Raw genomic sequence first — 17,834 nt, 5'->3', positions numbered from 1 at the left:
GCCGCAATGACCCCGCTCCGCCCCCTTGCCCTGATCGTCGCCGCCGCGATGGCCCTGCCCGGCCCGGCAACGGCCCAGGGTAACCCCGTGCTGTCGTTCCATGCCGCCGGGCAGCAGCTTCGCCTCCATCCCGGCGACATCGCGGATATGCAGCTTTCGGAGAACGGCACCGCCGCCGATATCCACCTGCGCGTGACGCCCGATGCCGCCGCCGATCTGGCCGCGCTGACCGGGCAGGCGATCGGCCAGCCGATGCAGGTCCGCGCCTGCGGCCACCTGCTGCTGACCCCCATCGTGCGCGAACGGATCGACAGCGGCGTGCTTTACTTCCAGGAAAACGATGCGGCCCGCGCTAAAGCCCTCTATACCCTCTGGCAAGGGCGAACCACCTGCGCCGACCTCGATACGGAGATGTTCCAGAATGGCCACTGACACCCCCCTGCTTGCCGTGCTGATCGACGCCGACAACGTGCCCGCGAAATACGCCGATGCGATCCTGAAAGAGGTCACCAGCTTCGGCGAACCGGGCCTGCGCCGCGTCTATGGCGACTGGGGCAACAACCACCTTTCGGGCTGGACGCGGGTCGCGCAGGAACTGGGCCTCGTGCAATACCAGCAGACCGCCGCCACACGCGGCAAGAACTCCTCCGATATCGGGCTGGTGATCGACGCGATGGATATCCTGCACGCCGGGCATTTCGACGGGTTCGTGCTGGTCAGTTCCGACAGCGATTTCACAAGGCTGGCAAGCCGCATCCGCGAACAGGGCCTGACGGTGATCGGCATCGGCGAACAAAAGGCCCCGCCCGCGCTCAAGAACGCCTGCAACCGCTTCGTCGCGATCGAGAATATCGCGCAGGCGGACGAGCCGAAAAGGGACGGCCCGAAACCCGGCCTCAGCCAGCAGGCGATGGCCGCCGCGCGGCAACTGATCTACGACGCGATGGAAAAGGTCGACCAGGACGACGACTGGTATCCGCTGGGCCGCATCGGCCAGCAGATACAGGCCGACCACCCCGATTTCGACAGCCGCAGCTACGGCAAGCGCAAGCTCAGCGAACTGGTGGCCGAACTCAAGGTGTTCGAGACCAAGAAGGGCCCCGGCAACCAGCTTTTGCTGCGCCGGATCGACTAGGACCGGACAGGCAGGCCGGTCCGGCGGACGCTCCCCGATCCCCAGAACGGTTCGGCATGGATGAGTATGAGGCGTCCCCTCATATACTCATTCCCGCAGTGATGATCGTTATAACGTCATTACGGGTGAAAAAGTCAGCGGTTGCCCGACACGGTTTCACCCCCAGCCACCGCAGCAGGAAAAACCGCTGCAGACAGTATTTCCGCCAATCGGTGCCGGGGGCCATTTCGGGACGAGCGTATTGCGCGCTCATGACCCCTTCGGCGAGCAGTACCCAACCCCGGTCCAGGAAATAGGTTTCGATAACGTCTTTCGGGCAGGTTTTCCCCAGCAGTACCTCCCCCTGCCCCGTTGAACCCAACCGGGTCAGTTCGACTCCGGTCAGTTCAGCGAATTCCGGCCGGGCAAGTATCGCGGTGCAGTCATCCCCTGCCCCGACCGGCGCATCGGGACCGGTCTCCGTCTGGGCGGCCACGGGGACCGCCGACATCACCACGAAGGACGTCACCATCAGGGCTCGCTTTATCATGCACAGGCTCCGTCGGTTTCTGGATCGCACCCGGCCCGGCGAACGCTCCCCGATCCCCAGAACGGTTCGGCATGGATGGGTATGAGGCGTCCCCTCATATAATATTGCTCGCAGTAATAAGCGTTATAACGTCATTACGGGAGTAAATATTAGCGATTGCCCGACACGGTTTCACCCCCAGCCACCGCAGCAGGAAAAACCGCTGCAGACAGTAGTTCCGCCAATCGGTGCCGGGGGCCGCTTCGGGACGAGCGTATTGCGCGTTCGTGACCCCCTCCGCGGACAGTACCCAACCCCGGTCCAGGAAATAGGTTTCGATAACATCTTTCGGGCAGGTTTTCCCCAGCAGTACCTCCCCCTGCCCGGTTGAACCCAACCGGGTCAGTTCGACTCCGGTCAGTTCAGCGAATTCCGGCCGGGCAAGTATCGCGGCGCAGTCATCTTCCGCACCAACCGGCGCATCGGGATCGGTCTCCGTCTGGGCGGCCACGGGGACCGCCGACATCACCACGAAGGACGTCATTATCAGGGCTCGCTTGATCATGCACAGGCTCCGTCGGTTTCTGGATCGCACCCGGCCCGGCGGACGCTGAACGGTTCGGCGCAGGCGGGCATGGGGCCTCTCCTCATATACTCATTCCCGCAGTGATGATCGTTATAACGTCATTACGGGTGAAAAAGTCAGCGGTTGCCCGACACGGTTTCACCCCCAGCCACCGCAGCAGGAAAAACCGCTGCAGACAGTATTTCCGCCAATCGGTGCCGGGGGCCATTTCGGGACGAACGTATGGCGCGCTCATGACCCCTTCGGCGAGCAGTACCCAACCGCGGTCCAGGAAATAGGTTTCGATAACGTCTTTCGGGCAGGTTTTCCCCAGCAGCACCTCCCCCTGCCCCGTCGACTTCAACCGGGTCAGTTCGACTCCGGTCAGTTCAGCGAATTCCGGCCGGGCAAGTATCGCGGCGCAGTCATCCCCTGCCCCGACCGGCGCATCGGGATCGGTCTCCGTCTGGGCAGCGGCAGGGATCGCCGACATCACCACGAAGGACGTCATTATCAGGGCTCGCTTGATCATGCACAGGCTCCGTCGGTTTCTGGATCGCACCGGAGCCGAGAAGAACAGCAGGGGTGGAGGATGTCAACCTATGCGCGAACCCCCCGGCCCTGTGCCACGCGCGGATTGACTGACGCGCCGCGTTCGTCGCGGATCGCGCACCGATACTCAGCCCCTTACATCCGTAGTGTCGCCGCTTACACGCCATAGCGGGCAAGGAACGTGCCCACCGCACCGTCGATCACGCGGGTCAACTCGTCCTGCGAAAATTCTGTCTGCACGCCAAAGGCCGAGCGTGTCCAGACATGGGCCTTGCACAGTTCGGAAAATTGCGCGGCGGCCAGGTCGAAATCCTCGATCCGCAATTCGCCGCGCGCCGCGGCCGCGCGCAGGTAGGTGGCCAGGTGCGCGTGGCCCAGCGCCGGGCCGCTTTCATAGAACACCCGCCCCAGTTCCGGGAAGCGGTCCGCCTCGGCCAGGCAGATGCGAAAGATGCGCCGCGCGAAATCCGACAGCACAAACGGCACGAACCGCCACGCCACCGTTTTCAGCACCTTCTCCGGCGGGGCGGCCTCGTCGATGCGGTCGACCGCCAGTTCGGCCTGGCGCTGGCATTCGGTGCGCACCACCTCGAAGAACAGGATCTTCTTGTCGGGGAAATAGGCATAGAGCGTCGCCTTGGACACCCCCGCCGCCCGCGCGATGTCGTCCACCGACGCGCCTTCGAACCCGTCCCGCAGGAACACCTCGCGCGCGCCCTGCAGAACCTGGCCGAACTTGCGCCCCCGGCGAATGGCCGCTGCGGCGGTTGCACCCATGGACAAACCCTCCCCGTCAGTTGAGTTTAAACCGTGCGGTTCAGTTTCGGCAAGCGCGGGTGTTGCATCCCCGGTGCCCGGTGTTATTTTAGAATAATTCTAATAAACGGACACGCCATGCGCTTCTTCACCCAACGCCGCCATTTCCGCGACCTCAGCGAACAGGAAATCCTGGCGCTCGCCATTTCCTCGGAAGAGGACGACGCCCGCATCTACCGTTCCTACGCCGAAATGCTGCGCGCCGATTTCCCCGATACCGCCCGCATCTTCGACGGCATGGCCAGCGAAGAGGACGGCCACCGCCAGCGCCTGATCGAGCTGCACCGCAAACGTTTCGGCGAGGTGATCCCGCTGATCCGGCGCGAACATGTGGCCGGCTACTACGCCCGCCGCCCGGTCTGGCTGGTCGAAAACCTCGGCATCGAACGCATCCGCGAAGAGGCCGAGGCGATGGAACGCGATGCCGAGCATTTCTATCTCACCGCCGCGAAACGCACATCCGATGCCGACACGCGCAAGCTGCTGGGCGATCTTGCCGCCGCCGAGGCCGGGCACCAGACCAAAGCCGGCGATCTGGAGGCGCAGCACCTGACCGAAGACGCCCGCGCGTCCGAGGAACGCGCCTCACACCGGCAGTTCGTGCTGACATGGGTGCAGCCGGGCCTTGCCGGGCTGATGGATGGCTCGGTCTCGACGCTGGCGCCGATCTTCGCCACCGCCTTCGCCACGCAGGATACCTGGACGACCTTCCTGGTCGGCCTTGCCGCCTCGGTCGGCGCGGGCATCTCGATGGGCTTTACCGAGGCCGCCTCGGACGATGGCGAATTGTCGGGCCGCGGCAGCCCGTGGAAACGCGGCGTGGCCTCCGGCGTGATGACGATGCTGGGCGGGCTGGGCCACGCGCTGCCTTACCTCATCCCCGAATTCTGGACCGCGACGATCATCGCCTTCGTCGTGGTGTTCATCGAATTGTGGGCGATCGCCTGGATTCAGAACAAGTACATGGAAACGCCGTTCCTGCGCGCGACCTTCCAGGTGGTTCTGGGCGGCGCGCTGGTCTTTGCCGCCGGTGCGCTGATCGGCAGCGGCTAGGCGCCTTGGGAAAGGGCGCGCGACACCGCCGCGCGCCCCCTTCGCTCAACCCTTGTAACGGGTGATCTGCCCCGACCGCAGCCGCTCGACATAGCTGCCCAGCTCACCGCGCACGATGGGCATCAGCAGATAGAGCGCGATGATGTTCACGATCGCCATCGAGAACAGCATCGCGTCGGAAAAGTCGATCACCGGCCCCAGGTTCGCCGAGGCGCCGATCACGATGAACAGGCAGAAGATCACCTTGAACACGATCTCCTTGGCCGCGCCCTCGCCGAACAGGTAGGTCCAGGCCTTCAGCCCGTAATAGGACCAGCTGATCATGGTCGAGAACGCGAACAGCACCACCGCGACCGCCAGCAGCACCGGGAACCAGCCGAACGCCTTTGCATAGGCGGCCGAGGTCAGCGCCACGCCGACCACCTCGCCCTCGGTCGAGATACGGCCCGCATCGGCGTTCCAGACATACAGCCCGGTTTCGGGATCGACATTCAGAACCCCGGTGATGACGATCACCAGCGCGGTCATGGTGCAGATCACCACCGTGTCGATGAACGGCTCCAGCAGGGCAACATAGCCTTCGGTCACCGGCTCCTTTGTGCGCACCGCCGAGTGGGCGATGGCGGCCGACCCGATACCGGCCTCGTTCGAAAACGCGGCCCGGCGGAACCCCTGGATCAGCGCCCCGGTGAACCCGCCGGCCACGCCCAGCCCGGTAAAGGCCCCGGCAAAGATCTGGCCAAACGCCCAGGCGATCATGTCGGCATTCATGATCAGGATCACCACCGACACCAGCACATAGAAGATGCCCATGAACGGCACCACCTTCTCGGTCACGCGCGCGATGGATTTCAGCCCGCCCGCGATCACCATGAAGGTGATTACGGCAATCACCAGCCCGGTGATCCAGCCGGGAAAGTCGCCCAGCACGTTCGATATCTGCGCATGGGCCTGGTTGGCCTGGAACATGTTGCCGCCACCCAGCGCACCGAGGATGGTGAAGATGCAGAACAGCACCGCCAGGATCGGGCCGCCGGGCAGGCCACGCTCCTTGAAGCCCTTGGTGATGTAATACATCGGTCCGCCCGACACCGTGCCGTCGGGGTATTCGTTGCGGTATTTCACGCCCAGCGTACATTCGGTGAACTTCGTGGCCATACCGAACAGGCCCGCCAGGACCATCCAGAATGTCGCGCCCGGCCCGCCGATGCCAACGGCCACCGCCACGCCGGCGATGTTGCCCAGCCCCACGGTGCCCGACAGCGCCGTTGCCAGCGCCTGGAAATGGCTGACCTCGCCGGCATCGTCGGGGTCCGAGTAATCCCCCTTCACCAGCCGGATCGAATGGGCGAAACCCTTGATCTGGATGAACCCGAAGTAAAAGGTGAATATCAGCGCGGCCACCACCAGCCACAGCGCGATCCACGAAAAGTTCGTGCCCGGCAGGTCGGCAAAGATCAGGCCGACATACCAGCCCGTATAGTCCGCGAAGATCCGGTTGATGGTCTCGTCGATGGATTGCGCGGCCGCCGGTCCCGACAGGGCGCAAAGCGCGGCAAGGGCCGCTGGAAAACGATGATACGACATGGCTGGCCCTCTCATTGCGGTACGATGACGGTTGGAACCGGCGCAACCTGCGCCAGCCCCAGCGGGACCGACCCGAAGATGCGCGCGCCCAGCCCGTTGCCGCCGCCACGCCCCACGAAGATCATCGAGGCATTCAGCTTTTTCGCGGTCTCCACCACGATCTCGACAACCTGGCCATAGCGGATCTTGCCCTCGGCGCTGACGCCGGCATCCTGCGCGTGCTTGACCGCCGGATCGAGGATAAGGCTTTGCGCCCGCCCGCTCTCTTCCGAGCGGCGCTTGTGCCGTTCCTCCAGTTCCTGCGGTGTCAGGAATGCGTATGGCGACCATTCCAGCACATGTATGATATACAGGCTGGCGCCGGATTTCTTCGCCTGTTCGACAGCGTAATCCAGCACATGCTGGCCTTCGCTGTCCTCATAGGCGACCACGTAGGTCTCGTTACTCATGTCGGGGTGCCCTCCGTCCGTTGTGACGACCGCATCCCCGATCCACGCGGTCCGGGCCGCGATCTTCCCGAAATTCTGCCCGCTGATTTGCGTTTCAAACAAGAAAAAAACGCCCTGGGCGCGAAATAAACACTCTTGACACATCTTTTCCTGACGGCCCCGGCCCGTCAGAACCCGTCCATCACCCGCAACAACCGGCGCAAGGCATCGTGCCCGCCCAGCCGCTCCAGCATCTGTTCGATCTGCCGTTCGGTGCTCTGCCCGCCCGCACGTTCCAGCGCATCCAGATCGGCGACGCGCACCAGCGCGGCCATTTCCTTCCGGTTGTTGAAGATCACAAATCTCTGCCCCTGATGCGCCACCGCCCGGATCAGGGTTCCGGGACGGCGGCGCAACTCTGCCATCTGGATCGGCCGGGCGGCGCCGGGTTTCGCCATCTCGCACCTCGCTCTGTTTCGGGCACTCTGGCGGTCGCGGGTTAACGGCGCCCTGGGGCAGCGCGCGGAGCGTTCAGAACCGCGCGGTTTCGGGGGAAAGCCGCGCGATTGATGAAAATCGCCTTCCCGCCGGGCCGGACAAAGTATCCTGCGCAGCCCAGATGGGGCACAGCCCCCACCGCGCGATCGCCGGATCGCCCCCGGCCTGGCGATTTCGTGGCAGCGACGGAAAGCCCCGACATTTCAGGTGCTTGGCAACCATGAACCACGTCCGCCCCGGCGCCCGACTGCCGCCCTGTGACGTGGCAATTGCCCGGCTCTTACACAGGAAAATCCACCGTCGATCCCGTTTCCGAAACCGCGCGGTTTTCCCGCCAAACCGCGCGGTCGGCATTTCCGGCCCGGCCCGCGCATGTCCGCCATTGACCGCACCGCCCCCCATGCTACGAAGGGCGCCATGATCCAGATCTTCCTTCAGACCCTGCCTTTCTTTGCCCTGATCGGACTGGGTTACGGCGCTGGAAAGACAGGATTTTTTACCGAAGAGGCGACCGCCGCCCTGACGAAGTTCGTGTTCTACTTCGCGCTGTCGGCAATGCTGTTCCGCTTCTCGGCCAACCTTTCGTTAACAGAGGTGTTCGACCTCCAGTTCGTCTTTGCCTATCTCTGGGGCACCGCACTCGTCTACGGCATCGCCACCGGCGTCTCGTTCCTGCGCCGCCTGAGCGTCGAGGAAGCCGCCGTCGAGTCCCAATGCGCGGTCGTCGGAAATGTCGGATTCCTCGGGATTCCCATGCTCGTCATGCTGCTGGGCGAGCCCGCCATCGCCCCGGTCATGCTGGTCGTGGCCATGGACCTGATCGTTTTCGGCTCTCTCATCGTGATCCTGATCACGGGCGCGCGCGATGGGCGTGTGGGCCTTGGCATCCTGCGCACCGTGGGTATGGGCCTTTTGAAAAATCCAATGATCGTAAGTATTTGCATCGGGCTTTCCTGGTCGGCGCTGGAAATCCCGATCCCCGGACCGCTCAATGATTTCGTGTCCATCCTCGGCGCCGCCGCCACCCCCGGCGCGCTGTTCGCCATCGGCGCCAGCCTCGCCACCAAGTCGGCCGAGCGCCTGACCGTCGCCGGCTGGCTCAGCTTCTGCAAGCTGATCCTGCACCCCGCCGCCGTGGCCGTCGGCGCGCTGGTGCTGTTCCCGGTCGAGCCATATGCCGCCGGCGTCATGATCGCCGCCGCCTCTCTGCCGGTGGCCGGAAACGTCTACATGTTGGCGCAGCACTACGGCGTGGCACCACAACGTGTGTCCGCCTCGATCCTGATCTCGACGGGTTTTTCCATCGTCACGGTCTCGGCCGTGATCGCCTGGGTCTCGGGCTTCTGAACCTTGCCGCGCGGCCGCGGCTCGGATAGCCATGAACCGACAGGACAAAGGGGGTATCCCATGAAAACCGTTTCGGAAAACCGCTGCTTCGGTGGCATTCAGGGCGTTTACACCCACAGCTCCAACGCCACCGGCTGCGACATGACCTTCGGCCTGTTCCTGCCCGAAGAGGCGCAGGATGGCCCGGTGCCGGTGCTGTGGTATCTCAGCGGCCTGACCTGCACCCATGAGAACGCGATGGTCAAGGCGGGTGCGCAGGGCTGGGCGGCGGAACAGGGTATCGCCTTGATTTTCCCCGATACTTCGCCGCGCGGCGAAGGCGTGGCCGACGACGAGGCCTATGACCTGGGCCAGGGCGCGGGGTTCTACGTGAACGCGACCGAGGCGCCCTGGGCGCCGCATTTCCGCATGTGGGATTACATCGCCACCGACCTGCCCGAACTGGTGTTCGATGCCTTCGCGCTCGACCCCGAGAGGCAGGCGATCACCGGGCATTCGATGGGCGGGCATGGCGCGCTGACGCTGGCGATGGGGCTGCCGGGGCGGTTCCGCTCGGTCAGCGCCTTCAGCCCGATCTGCCACCCGACGAATGGCGACTGGGGCCGCAAGCAGCTAAGTGCCTACCTGGGCAGCGACGAAACCAAATGGGCCGCCCATGACGCCACGCTGACGATGCGCGACAAGGGGCTGGACATCCCGCTGCTGATCGACACCGGCAGCAGCGACCAGTTCATCGACCTGCTGCAACCCGAGGCGCTGGCCGAAGCGGTGGCCGCCCGCCGCATCCCCGCCACGCTGCGGCTGCAAAAGGGATATGACCACAGCTATTTCTTTGTTTCGAGTTTCATGGAGGATCACGTCGCCTTCCATGCCGAAGCCCTTTACGCCTGAGCATCGGCATGGCGGATTACGATCTCATCATCATCGGCTCGGGCCCGGCGGGCCGCGCGGCGGCGATCCAGTCGGGCAAGCTGCGGCGCAAGGTGCTGGTCGTCGACCGCAAGGACAGGATGGGCGGGGTTTCGGTGCATACCGGCACGATCCCGTCGAAAACCCTGCGCGAAACGGTGCTGAACCTGTCGGGCTGGCGCGAGCGCAGTTTCTACGGCCGTTCCTACCGGGTGAAAGAGGATATCGGGGCCGACGACCTGAAGGCCCGGCTGCACATGACGCTGGAGCACGAGGTCGACGTGCTGGAGCACCAGTTCAACCGCAACCATGTCGACACGCTCCACGGTTTTGCCCGTTTTACCGGCCCCAACGAGATCGAGGTTGCGACCGAGGCGGATGAAACCCGCCGCATCACCGGCGACAAGTTCCTGATCGCCACCGGCACCCGCACCTATCGCCCCGATTACGTGCCGTTCAACGGGCGCACGGTTCTGGACAGTGACGAGTTCCTGGACATGGCGGAAATTCCCCGTTCGCTGGCCGTGGTGGGCGCGGGCGTGATCGGGGTGGAATACGCCACGATGTTTTCCGCGCTCGACGTGCGGGTGACGCTGATCGAGCCGCGCGACACGTTCCTCGATTTCATCGACACCGCGCTGATGTCGGACTTTACCCACCAGATCAAGGAAAACGGCGTCGACCTGCGGCTTGGCTCCAAGGTCGAGAAGATCGAGGACAATGGCGGGCATGTCGAGATCAGCCTGGACAACGGTCGCCACGTGCGCGCCGAGATGATGCTGTTCGCCGCCGGGCGCATGGGCGCGACCGAAAAGCTGGGGCTTGAGGCGGTGGGCCTGGAAACCGACCATCGCGGGCGGCTGACCGTGGACCGCAAAAGCTATCAGACGGGTGTGCCGCATATCTATGCGGCCGGCGACGTGATCGGCCACCCCTCGCTGGCCTCGACATCCTTGCAGCAGGGGCGGGTGGCGGCGTGTCATGCGCTCGACACCCCCACGCTGCCGGAAAGCCCGTGGTTTCCCTATGGCATCTACTCGGTCCCCGAGATCAGCACCTGCGGCATGAGCGAAGAGGAAATGCAGGAACGCGGCATCCCGTACGAGGTCGGCGTGGCGCGGTTCCGCGAAACCAGCCGGGGGCATATCATGGGGCTGGAGCACGGGATGCTGAAGATGCTGGTCAGCCTGAAAACCCGCCGCGTGCTGGGCGTGCAGATCGTGGGCGAAGGCGCGACCGAGTTGATCCACATCGCGCAGGCGGTGCTGAACCTGAAGGGCACGGTGGATTATTTCGTGCAGAATACCTTTAACTACCCCACGCTGGCCGAGGCCTATCGCATCGCGGGGCTGGATGCGTTCAACCGGATGCCCATCCCCGAGGAATACAAGGTGCCCAAGGGCAAGAAGGGGTTATGACGCTTTACATCGACGCCGACGCCTGCCCGGTCAAATCCGAGGCCGAGCGCGTGGCGACGCGCCACAAGCTGCCGATGAAAGTGGTCAGCAATGGCGGGCTGCGCCCGTCGCAAAACCCGCTGGTGGAAACCGTGATCGTGCCCGAAGGGCCGGACGTGGCCGATATGTGGATCGCCGAGCGCGCGGGCCCCGGCGACGTGGTGGTGACGGGCGATATCCCGCTGGCCGCGCGCTGCGTGGAAAACGGGGCGCTGGTGCTGAAACCTAATGGCGAGGCATTGACCGCCGCCAATATCGGCAACGTGCTGGCCACGCGCGACCTGATGGCGGACCTGCGGGCCTCGAACCCGTTCATGCAGGGGGGCGGCAAGGGGTTTACAAAGGCCGACCGCTCCCGTTTCCTCGACGCGCTGGAACGCGCGATCCGCGCGGCGCAACGGGGGTAGCATGACGGTTCCCTTCATTCCCTTCGCCGAGGGCGAGAAACTGCTGGACTGGATCGCGCTGACCGAGGCGCTGGATGCAGGCCACAGGCTGCCCAGGGCGCAGATCGACGATATCTTTCTTTACCGCGATCCCGACACGCTGCTGAACCGCGCGGCGTGGATCGACGGTATGGGGCTGGCGGTGAAATCGGCCACCGTCTTTCCCGGCAATCCGGGCAAGGGCCGGCCGATGGTGAACGGCGCGGTCACGCTGTTCGACGACAAGACCGGCGCGCTGGAGGCGCTGGTGGATTTCCACCTTGTGACCAAGTGGAAAACCGCCGGGGATTCCCTGTGCGCCGCGCGCAAGCTGGCGCGGCCCGACAGCCGCGAGATCCTGATCGTGGGCGCGGGCACGGTGGGGCACTCGTTGCGTCAGGCTTATGGTGCCGCATTTCCCGACGCGCGCTTTACCGTCTGGAACCGCACGGTTTCGAATGCCGAAAAGATGGCCGCCGCTTTTCCCGGAATGCGGGTGGCGACCGATCTTGAGGCTGCGGTGCGTGCTGCCGATATCGTCACCAGCGCCACCATGAGCACCGAGCCGGTATTGCACGGCGACTGGTTCCGGCCCGGGCAGCATATCGACCTGATCGGCGCCTATCGCCCCGACATGCGCGAAGCCGATGACGAGGCGATGCGCCGCGCGCGGGTGTTCGTCGACAGCTATGACACGACGGTGGGCCATATCGGGGAAATCAGGATACCGCTGGAAACCGGGGCGATCGCGCGGGACGACCTGATCGCGGATTACTACGCCCCGGACCGGTTTGCGCGCATGTCCGACGACGAAATCACCCTGTTCAAGAATGGCGGCGGCGCGCATCTGGACCTGATGACCAGCCGGTATATCCTGAACCAGTGGCGGCAACACCGGGCCTAGCGGCCGGCCGGGTCACGCAGGCGCGGTGATCTGTCGTTCCTTCACCGGCAAATGGACGATGGCGGAAAACGCGCCGACCGCGACGCCGATCCACCATACGGTGGTGTAGTCGCCATAGGCGTCATACATTCGCCCACCCAGCCAGACGCCCAGGAACCCGCCAAGCTGGTGGGAAAAGAACACGATGCCATAAAGCGTGCCCATGTAGCGCAGCCCGTAGATATGGGCGATCAGCCCGCTGGTCAGCGGCACCGTCGCCAGCCACAGCGCCCCCATCGCGACCGAGAACAGCAGCACGGTTGCCGGGGTGATCGGAAACAGGATGAACGCCGCCGCAACGAATGTGCGCCCGGTATAGATGGCCGCCAGCAGGTATTTCTTGGAATACCGCTTGCCCAGCCAGCCGGCGGTCAGCGTGCCCGCGATATTGGCCATCCCGATCAGCGAGATCGCCACCGCGCCAAGGGCCGAGGTGGTGCCGATGCCGATGCTGTCCAGCAACCCGCCCGGCGCGATGGGGCCGCACATTTCGGTCACGAAGGCGGGGAAATGCGCGGTGATGAAGGCCAGTTGATAGCCGCAGGAAAAGAAGCCCAGGAAGATCAGCGTATAGGACGGGTCGCGGAAGGCGCGGCGCAGGATCGTGCCCATGCTTTCCTCGATCTCGGCGCGGCTGGCGGCGGGGGCGCGCATCGCCGGCAGCAACAGCAGCGTGGCCAGGATCGCCGCGGCAAAGACCATGAACACCTGTTGCCAGGGCATCATCGACAGCAGCCATTCGGCCACCGGCGCGCCGAAAACCTGCCCCGCCGACCCGGCGGCGGTGGCGATGGCCAGGCTCATCGAGCGGTTCTCGTCGCTGCTGGCGCGGCCGACCACGGCCAGGATCACACCGAACCCGGTGCCCGCGATGCCGAAGCCCACAAGGATTTCCAGCATCTGATGCGCTTCGGGCGTCACCGCAAAGGACGACAGGACCAGCCCCGCGGCATAGGTCAGCGCACCGACGACGATCGCCATCCGGTCGCCCATCTTTTCGGCCACCGCACCGAAAAGCGGCTGGCCGATCCCCCAGGCGAGGTTCTGGATGGCGATGGCAAGGCTGAACTCGGCCCGGAGCCAGCCGAATTCCTGCGCGATGGGAATCTGGAACACCCCGAAACTGGCCCGGATGGCAAAACCGACAAGGATGATCACGCAGCCCACGATCAGAACTGGGGTCATTATCGGGGTTTTCGTTTCCATCGGTTCCTCCTGTCGCGCGGCCGCGACTTTGCGTCGGGCGCGGAGCAAGGTCAATACGTGTTACCTTTTCCTCTCCTCGGAAAACGAAAGGGCCGGGGCAGCGCCGCCCCGGCCCGGTTCGCGCGGTTGCGCCGTGCCTCAGTCCAGCTCTTCGGGCAGGACGAGGTTCAGGATGATCGACAGCGCCGCCGCCGGCAGCAGGCCGCTGGTCAGCAGGATCTGCAGCGTGCGCGGCAGGTGCTGCAATGCGCCGGGTTCCAGTTGCAGGCCCAGGCCCACCGACAGCGACACGGCGAAGATCACCATGTTGCGGCGGTTCCACGTCACGTCGGCCAGCATGTTGACGCCGGCCGCAGCCACCATGCCGAACATCACGATCACGCCGCCGCCCAGCACGTTGATCGGCACGGTCGATACGATGGCGCCGATCTTGGGCAGCAGCCCGCAGACGATCAGGAAGACCGCGCCGATAGTGACGACGTGGCGGCTCATGACGCCGGTCATCGAGATCAGGCCGACATTCTGGCTGAACGAGGTGTTGGGCAGGCCGCCGAACACGCCGGCGATGGCGGTGCCCAGACCGTCGGCATAGGTCGCGCCGCTGATTTCCTTGTCGGTTGCCTCGCGCCCGGCGCCACCCTTGCAGATGCCGCTGACGTCACCCACCGTTTCGATGGCCGAGATGACCGCCATGAAGCACATGCCGATGATGATGGCGCTGTTGAACTCGATCCCCCATTTGAAGGGCATGGGCGGCGCGAACACGGCGGCGCGGCCGACATTGGCGAAATTCACCTGCCCCATCGCCAGCGCGACAAGGTAGCCCGCGATCAGGCCGACCAGAACCGCCGCGACCGAGATCAGCCCGCGGGTAAAGAACTTGAGCACCAGGGTCACGAGGATCACCACGAACGCCGGTGTCCACATCGCGGCCGAGCCGTATTCGGGCGTGCCGATCAGGGGCACGCCACCGGCGGCATACTGGATGCCCACCTTGATCAGCGACAGGCCGATCATCAGCACGATCAGCCCCGTCACCAGCGGCGGCAGCGCGAAACGGATGCGCCCGATCACCGTGCCAAGGCAGAAATGGAAGATGCCGCCGATCACCACGCCGGTCATCAGCCCGGCCATCCCCTCAATGCCCTGCCCGGCGACCGCCGGGATCATCACCGGCAGAAACGCAAAGGAGGTGCCCTGCACGATCGGCAGCCGTGCGCCCACCGGCCCCATGCCGATCGACTGGAACAGAGTGGCGATACCGGCGAACAGCATCGACATCTGGATCATGTAGATCATGTTGGGGAAATCCGGGCTGTTCGACCCGAACCCGAAGCCCGCGGCGCCCGCGACGATGATCGCGGGCGTGACGTTGGATACGAACATCGCCAGCACGTGCTGGATGCCCAGCGGCACCGCCTGCGCGATGGGTGGGGTATAGTTCGGATCGCGGAGCTGTTCCGCGGTTCCCAGTGAGGTGTCTGCCATTGTCCCTGTGTCTCCTTGTTGGGGTTTTCCCGGTTCCTCCGGGTCTTTTCATGGTTAGGGCCCGACCGTGATCGGTGGATCGAGCGTGAATTCCTGCAGGTTCGGCGTGGGGCCGATGCGGTCCACCACCGCGAACAGCCCCGGTTCGTGCAGCGGGGTCAGCACGCCGTGCCACGTGCCACGGTGGAAATTCACCCCCTGACCGGCGGCGGCGCGGAAGGCGCGGAAATTCACGGGCGTGCCGCCTGCATCCTCGGCCACGATCACCAGCCAGTCCTGTTCATGCATGGGCAGGAAGGCCTGGCTGCCGTCGGGGTGCCGTTCGACAAGGTCGAGCGTATAGGGCAGCGCGCGCGGCTCGGCCCGGAAGATGCTGATGCCCGCGCGCCCGTCCGGGCCGAAATCCAGCTTTGCGCGATCGTGCCAGCGCCCGCAGAAGCCCCGGTTGATGATCCGGTCGGGCCCACCCGCGGCCTCCAGCACGTCACCGAACGGGGCGAAGGCAGAGGCGGTCAGGGGGTCGATGCGAATCATGGGCATGGTCGGGTCACAATGTCAGCCGGGGGTGGCGGTTGACGTCCTTGTACAGAAGATAACGGAAGGGTTCGTCGCCCGTGGCGATGCAGGCCTGCGGGCAGAAGGCGCGCAGCCACATGAAATCGCCGGGGCCGACCTCGACCCAGTCCTTGTTCAGCAGGTAGCGGGCGGTGCCCTGCAACACGTACAGCCCGTGCTCCATCACATGCGTTTCGGCAAAGGGGATGCGGCCGCCGGGCAGGAAGGTCACGATATTGGCGTGCATGTCGTGACGCAGGTCGGCCGGATCGACAAAGCGCGTGGTGCCCCATTTGTCGGTGCCGGGCATCCAGTTGACCGGCATGTCACGATCCGAGGTAACGAAGCTTTCGGGCGTGTCGATGCCCGGCGCGGGTTCGTACCGCTTGCGTATCCAGTGGAACTGAAGCGGCGCGCTGCCGCCGTTCCTGACCGTCCAGACCGCCCCGGGATGGATATAGGCATAGCCACCCGACGTCAGCGTATGGTTCTGGCTGCCGATGGTCAGCGTCATTTCGCCCCCGGTCACGAGGATCGCGGCCTGCGCGCGCGTGTCCGGTTCGGGCGTGTCCGACCCGCCGCCCGGCGCGACCTCGACCGCGTATTGCGCGAAAGTTTCGGCAAAGCCCGTCAGCGGGCGGGCGATGATCCATGCGCGGGTATCGGTCCAGCCGGGCAGATGGCTGGTAACGATGTCGCGCATCGTGCAGGCGGGCAGAACCGCGTAGGCCGGAGTAAAGACGGCGGTGCCTTCGGGATCGCCCGACTGATCGGGCAGGCCACCGGGGGGAAAGGTATAGGTCACAGCATATCCTCCAGCCGCAGGCGGGCGATACGCTCGACCTGTTTGCAGGCGGTTTCGAACTCGGTTTCGGTGTCGTTGGCAAGGCGCGTTTCGAACGCGGCAAGGATCGACGCCTTGTCGTGGTCGCGCACGGCGATGATGAAGGGAAAGCCGTGCCTGGCCACGTAGGCGGTGTTCAGCTCGGTGAACCGCGCGCGTTCCGCATCGGTCAGCGCATCGAGCCCCGCGCTGGCCTGTTCGGCGGTGGAGTCGGCGGTCAGGCGTTTGGCCGCGGCCAGCTTGCCCGCCAGGTCGGGGTGGGCGGTCAGCACGCCCAGCCGTTCGTCATGGCTGGCGCTGCGAAAGATGCGGGCCAACGCGTTGTGCAGGCCCGCCAGGGTATCGTGGGCCGGGCCAAGCTCCAGATCGAAGGCGCGGTCGGCGATCCAGCGGGAATGCTCAAATACGCCACCGTATGTTTCGGTGAATGTTTCACGGTCCATCCGGCTGGGCCGGGCCTTGCGCGTGTGCGGGTGGGTTTCGGCCCAGTGGCGGGCGATGTCGATCCGGCGCGGCGTCCAGACGCCATCGAACCCTTGTATGTAGTCGATGAACCGCTTGAGCCCGGCCAGCTTGCCGGGCCGTCCGATCAGGCGACAGTGCAACCCGATGCTCAGCATTTTCGGCGCCCCTTCCTGCCCCTCGGCATAGAGCACATCGAACGCGTCCCTGAGATAGGTAAAGAACTGCTCGCCCGTGATATAGCCCGGCGCGGTGGCAAAGCGCATATCGTTGGCTTCCAGCGTGTAGGGAATGATCAGCTGGTCACGCTCTCCGACCTCGATCCAGTAGGGTAGGTCGTCGTCATAGGTGTCGGAGATATAGGCGAACCCGCCTTCCTCGGCGACCAAGCGCACAGTGTTTTCGCTGCAACGCCCGGTATACCAGCCCAGCGGGCGCTCGCCCACGACCTCGGTATGCAGGCGAATGGCTTCGGCGATCTGGGCGCGTTCCTGATCCTCGGGCATGTCGCGGTGTTCGACCCATTTCAGCCCGTGCGACGCGATTTCCCAGCCCGCGTCCTGCATCGCGCCCACCTGTTCGGGGCTGCGGGCCAGCGCGGTTGCGACGCCGTAGATCGTCACCGGGATACCGGCGCCGGTGAACAGCCGGTGCAGCCGCCAGAACCCGGCACGCGCGCCGTAGTCGTAAATCGATTCCATGTTCCAGTGCCGCTGGCCCTGCCAGGGCTGGGCACCGGCGATATCGGACAGGAACGCCTCGGACGCGGCATCGCCGTGCAGGATGCAGTTCTCACCGCCCTCTTCGTAGTTCAGCACGAATTGCACGGCGACTTTCGCGCCGCCGGGCCAACGGGCATCGGGCGGATTGGCGCCATAACCGATCATGTCGCGCGGGTAGCGTGGCATCGCTTGCTCCTTCACAATTGAATGGGTTTTAAAGCAGCCGCCCCCCTTGCCAGTTTCAAAAAATCTTTGAAACACTTTCGCAAGCCGGAAAATTCCGTTTTTGCCTGTGCGGATGCCGCCCATCCGCTAGGTTAGCCCAAAAAAGGAG

Annotated in this window: 20 protein-coding genes; 8 read left to right on the top strand and 12 right to left on the bottom strand. The window is 64.8% G+C overall.

Features of this window, described 5'->3' with window-relative positions; genetic code table 11:
• Positions 1-6 precede the first annotated feature (6 nt).
• Together F3H87_RS06725 and F3H87_RS06720 are read left to right on the top strand one after the other, a co-directional pair.
• Positions 7-432, top strand: a complete 426-nt coding sequence (locus F3H87_RS06725; RefSeq protein ID WP_149787822.1) for a hypothetical protein — start codon at positions 7-9, stop codon at positions 430-432.
• Complete coding sequence (locus F3H87_RS06720) at positions 422-1,135, top strand: NYN domain-containing protein (protein WP_149787821.1); 714 nt, start codon at positions 422-424, stop codon at positions 1,133-1,135. Before F3H87_RS06725 ends, F3H87_RS06720 begins: the two co-directional genes overlap by 11 nt.
• A 79-nt stretch (positions 1,136-1,214) precedes the next feature.
• Here F3H87_RS06720 and F3H87_RS06715 read toward each other — a convergent pair whose 3' ends face one another.
• The 4 genes from F3H87_RS06715 to F3H87_RS06700 all read right to left on the bottom strand — a co-directional run bounded on the left by F3H87_RS06715 (position 1,215) and on the right by F3H87_RS06700 (position 3,537).
• Positions 1,215-1,664, bottom strand: a complete 450-nt coding sequence (locus F3H87_RS06715) for a hypothetical protein (protein ID WP_149787820.1) — start codon at positions 1,662-1,664, stop codon at positions 1,215-1,217.
• Between the two features lie 94 nt (positions 1,665-1,758).
• Positions 1,759-2,208 carry a hypothetical protein gene (locus tag F3H87_RS06710; RefSeq protein WP_149787819.1) on the bottom strand — a complete coding sequence of 150 codons (450 nt, stop codon included), beginning with the start codon at positions 2,206-2,208 and terminating at the stop codon, positions 1,759-1,761.
• A gap of 82 nt (positions 2,209-2,290) precedes the next feature.
• The gene (locus F3H87_RS06705; RefSeq protein ID WP_149787818.1) at positions 2,291-2,740 is read right to left on the bottom strand and encodes a hypothetical protein; all 450 of its coding nucleotides are present in this window, start codon (positions 2,738-2,740) and stop codon (positions 2,291-2,293) included.
• Between the two features lie 176 nt (positions 2,741-2,916).
• A complete protein-coding gene (locus F3H87_RS06700) occupies positions 2,917-3,537 on the bottom strand; it encodes a TetR/AcrR family transcriptional regulator (protein WP_149787817.1) in 621 nt (206 codons plus the stop codon).
• A gap of 117 nt (positions 3,538-3,654) precedes the next feature.
• On the opposite strand from F3H87_RS06700, the gene mbfA reads away from it, so the two are divergent.
• On the top strand, positions 3,655-4,629 hold the full coding sequence (gene mbfA, locus F3H87_RS06695) for an iron exporter MbfA (RefSeq protein WP_149787816.1): 975 nt from the start codon (positions 3,655-3,657) through the stop codon (positions 4,627-4,629).
• Positions 4,630-4,674: 45 nt separating this feature from the next.
• Here mbfA and F3H87_RS06690 read toward each other — a convergent pair whose 3' ends face one another.
• The 3 genes from F3H87_RS06690 to F3H87_RS06680 form a co-directional block, all read right to left on the bottom strand.
• Positions 4,675-6,216, bottom strand: a complete 1,542-nt coding sequence (locus tag F3H87_RS06690; protein ID WP_149787815.1) for an alanine/glycine:cation symporter family protein — start codon at positions 6,214-6,216, stop codon at positions 4,675-4,677.
• A gap of 11 nt (positions 6,217-6,227) precedes the next feature.
• On the bottom strand, positions 6,228-6,665 hold the full coding sequence (locus F3H87_RS06685) for a universal stress protein (RefSeq protein ID WP_149787814.1): 438 nt from the start codon (positions 6,663-6,665) through the stop codon (positions 6,228-6,230).
• Between the two features lie 167 nt (positions 6,666-6,832).
• Positions 6,833-7,102 carry a type II toxin-antitoxin system Phd/YefM family antitoxin gene (locus F3H87_RS06680; RefSeq protein WP_149787813.1) on the bottom strand — a complete coding sequence of 90 codons (270 nt, stop codon included), beginning with the start codon at positions 7,100-7,102 and terminating at the stop codon, positions 6,833-6,835.
• 457 nt (positions 7,103-7,559) lie between these two features.
• Between F3H87_RS06680 and F3H87_RS06675 the strand changes: the two genes are divergently transcribed.
• The 5 genes from F3H87_RS06675 to F3H87_RS06655 are packed head-to-tail and all read left to right on the top strand — an operon-like array spanning position 7,560 to position 12,184.
• Positions 7,560-8,489, top strand: coding sequence for an AEC family transporter (locus tag F3H87_RS06675; protein ID WP_149787812.1), 930 nt, complete (start codon positions 7,560-7,562; stop codon positions 8,487-8,489).
• Positions 8,490-8,549: 60 nt separating this feature from the next.
• The gene (gene fghA / locus F3H87_RS06670; protein WP_149787811.1) at positions 8,550-9,380 is read left to right on the top strand and encodes an S-formylglutathione hydrolase; all 831 of its coding nucleotides are present in this window, start codon (positions 8,550-8,552) and stop codon (positions 9,378-9,380) included.
• A gap of 8 nt (positions 9,381-9,388) precedes the next feature.
• On the top strand, positions 9,389-10,816 hold the full coding sequence (sthA, locus tag F3H87_RS06665; protein WP_149787810.1) for a Si-specific NAD(P)(+) transhydrogenase: 1,428 nt from the start codon (positions 9,389-9,391) through the stop codon (positions 10,814-10,816).
• Entirely contained in the window at positions 10,813-11,262 is a 450-nt protein-coding gene (locus tag F3H87_RS06660) for a YaiI/YqxD family protein (protein ID WP_149787809.1), read from the top strand. The genes sthA and F3H87_RS06660 overlap by 4 nt, the downstream gene beginning before the upstream one ends.
• A gap of 1 nt (position 11,263) precedes the next feature.
• Positions 11,264-12,184: an ornithine cyclodeaminase family protein gene (locus F3H87_RS06655; RefSeq protein WP_149787808.1), complete on the top strand. Its 921-nt coding sequence runs from the start codon at positions 11,264-11,266 to the stop codon at positions 12,182-12,184.
• A gap of 12 nt (positions 12,185-12,196) precedes the next feature.
• Here F3H87_RS06655 and F3H87_RS06650 read toward each other — a convergent pair whose 3' ends face one another.
• The 5 genes from F3H87_RS06650 to puuE form a co-directional block, all read right to left on the bottom strand.
• On the bottom strand, positions 12,197-13,429 hold the full coding sequence (locus F3H87_RS06650; protein ID WP_149787807.1) for an MFS transporter: 1,233 nt from the start codon (positions 13,427-13,429) through the stop codon (positions 12,197-12,199).
• Positions 13,430-13,567: 138 nt separating this feature from the next.
• The gene (locus F3H87_RS06645; RefSeq protein WP_149787806.1) at positions 13,568-14,917 is read right to left on the bottom strand and encodes a uracil-xanthine permease family protein; all 1,350 of its coding nucleotides are present in this window, start codon (positions 14,915-14,917) and stop codon (positions 13,568-13,570) included.
• Between the two features lie 54 nt (positions 14,918-14,971).
• Positions 14,972-15,457 carry an ureidoglycolate lyase gene (locus tag F3H87_RS06640; RefSeq protein ID WP_223227992.1) on the bottom strand — a complete coding sequence of 162 codons (486 nt, stop codon included), beginning with the start codon at positions 15,455-15,457 and terminating at the stop codon, positions 14,972-14,974.
• A gap of 7 nt (positions 15,458-15,464) precedes the next feature.
• A complete protein-coding gene (locus F3H87_RS06635) occupies positions 15,465-16,277 on the bottom strand; it encodes a bifunctional allantoicase/(S)-ureidoglycine aminohydrolase (protein WP_149787805.1) in 813 nt (270 codons plus the stop codon).
• Positions 16,274-17,686 carry an allantoinase PuuE gene (gene puuE, locus F3H87_RS06630; RefSeq protein WP_149787804.1) on the bottom strand — a complete coding sequence of 471 codons (1,413 nt, stop codon included), beginning with the start codon at positions 17,684-17,686 and terminating at the stop codon, positions 16,274-16,276. Before puuE ends, F3H87_RS06635 begins: the two co-directional genes overlap by 4 nt.
• Between the last annotated feature and the right edge of the window lie 148 nt (positions 17,687-17,834).

This window comes from Lutimaribacter pacificus, from assembly GCF_900142185.1.
GTDB lineage: Bacteria > Pseudomonadota > Alphaproteobacteria > Rhodobacterales > Rhodobacteraceae > Lutimaribacter > Lutimaribacter pacificus.
Note: the sequence above shows the minus strand (reverse complement) of the source record. Positions and strands in the feature narration are given on the sequence as shown.

Excerpts from the sequence above, each read along its gene's own strand:
- F3H87_RS06725 (WP_149787822.1), top strand. The coding sequence starts at position 7 with ATGACCCCGCTCCGCCCCCTTGCCCTGATCGTCGCCGCCGCGATGGCC.
- F3H87_RS06720 (WP_149787821.1), top strand. The coding sequence starts at position 422 with ATGGCCACTGACACCCCCCTGCTTGCCGTGCTGATCGACGCCGACAAC.
- F3H87_RS06715 (WP_149787820.1), bottom strand. The coding sequence starts at position 1,664 with ATGATAAAGCGAGCCCTGATGGTGACGTCCTTCGTGGTGATGTCGGCG.
- F3H87_RS06710 (WP_149787819.1), bottom strand. The coding sequence starts at position 2,208 with ATGATCAAGCGAGCCCTGATAATGACGTCCTTCGTGGTGATGTCGGCG.
- F3H87_RS06705 (WP_149787818.1), bottom strand. The coding sequence starts at position 2,740 with ATGATCAAGCGAGCCCTGATAATGACGTCCTTCGTGGTGATGTCGGCG.
- F3H87_RS06700 (WP_149787817.1), bottom strand. The coding sequence starts at position 3,537 with ATGGGTGCAACCGCCGCAGCGGCCATTCGCCGGGGGCGCAAGTTCGGC.
- mbfA (WP_149787816.1), top strand. The coding sequence starts at position 3,655 with ATGCGCTTCTTCACCCAACGCCGCCATTTCCGCGACCTCAGCGAACAG.
- F3H87_RS06690 (WP_149787815.1), bottom strand. The coding sequence starts at position 6,216 with ATGTCGTATCATCGTTTTCCAGCGGCCCTTGCCGCGCTTTGCGCCCTG.
- F3H87_RS06685 (WP_149787814.1), bottom strand. The coding sequence starts at position 6,665 with ATGAGTAACGAGACCTACGTGGTCGCCTATGAGGACAGCGAAGGCCAG.
- F3H87_RS06680 (WP_149787813.1), bottom strand. The coding sequence starts at position 7,102 with ATGGCGAAACCCGGCGCCGCCCGGCCGATCCAGATGGCAGAGTTGCGC.
- F3H87_RS06675 (WP_149787812.1), top strand. The coding sequence starts at position 7,560 with ATGATCCAGATCTTCCTTCAGACCCTGCCTTTCTTTGCCCTGATCGGA.
- fghA (WP_149787811.1), top strand. The coding sequence starts at position 8,550 with ATGAAAACCGTTTCGGAAAACCGCTGCTTCGGTGGCATTCAGGGCGTT.
- sthA (WP_149787810.1), top strand. The coding sequence starts at position 9,389 with ATGGCGGATTACGATCTCATCATCATCGGCTCGGGCCCGGCGGGCCGC.
- F3H87_RS06660 (WP_149787809.1), top strand. The coding sequence starts at position 10,813 with ATGACGCTTTACATCGACGCCGACGCCTGCCCGGTCAAATCCGAGGCC.
- F3H87_RS06655 (WP_149787808.1), top strand. The coding sequence starts at position 11,264 with ATGACGGTTCCCTTCATTCCCTTCGCCGAGGGCGAGAAACTGCTGGAC.
- F3H87_RS06650 (WP_149787807.1), bottom strand. The coding sequence starts at position 13,429 with ATGGAAACGAAAACCCCGATAATGACCCCAGTTCTGATCGTGGGCTGC.
- F3H87_RS06645 (WP_149787806.1), bottom strand. The coding sequence starts at position 14,917 with ATGGCAGACACCTCACTGGGAACCGCGGAACAGCTCCGCGATCCGAAC.
- F3H87_RS06640 (WP_223227992.1), bottom strand. The coding sequence starts at position 15,457 with ATGCCCATGATTCGCATCGACCCCCTGACCGCCTCTGCCTTCGCCCCG.
- puuE (WP_149787804.1), bottom strand. The coding sequence starts at position 17,686 with ATGCCACGCTACCCGCGCGACATGATCGGTTATGGCGCCAATCCGCCC.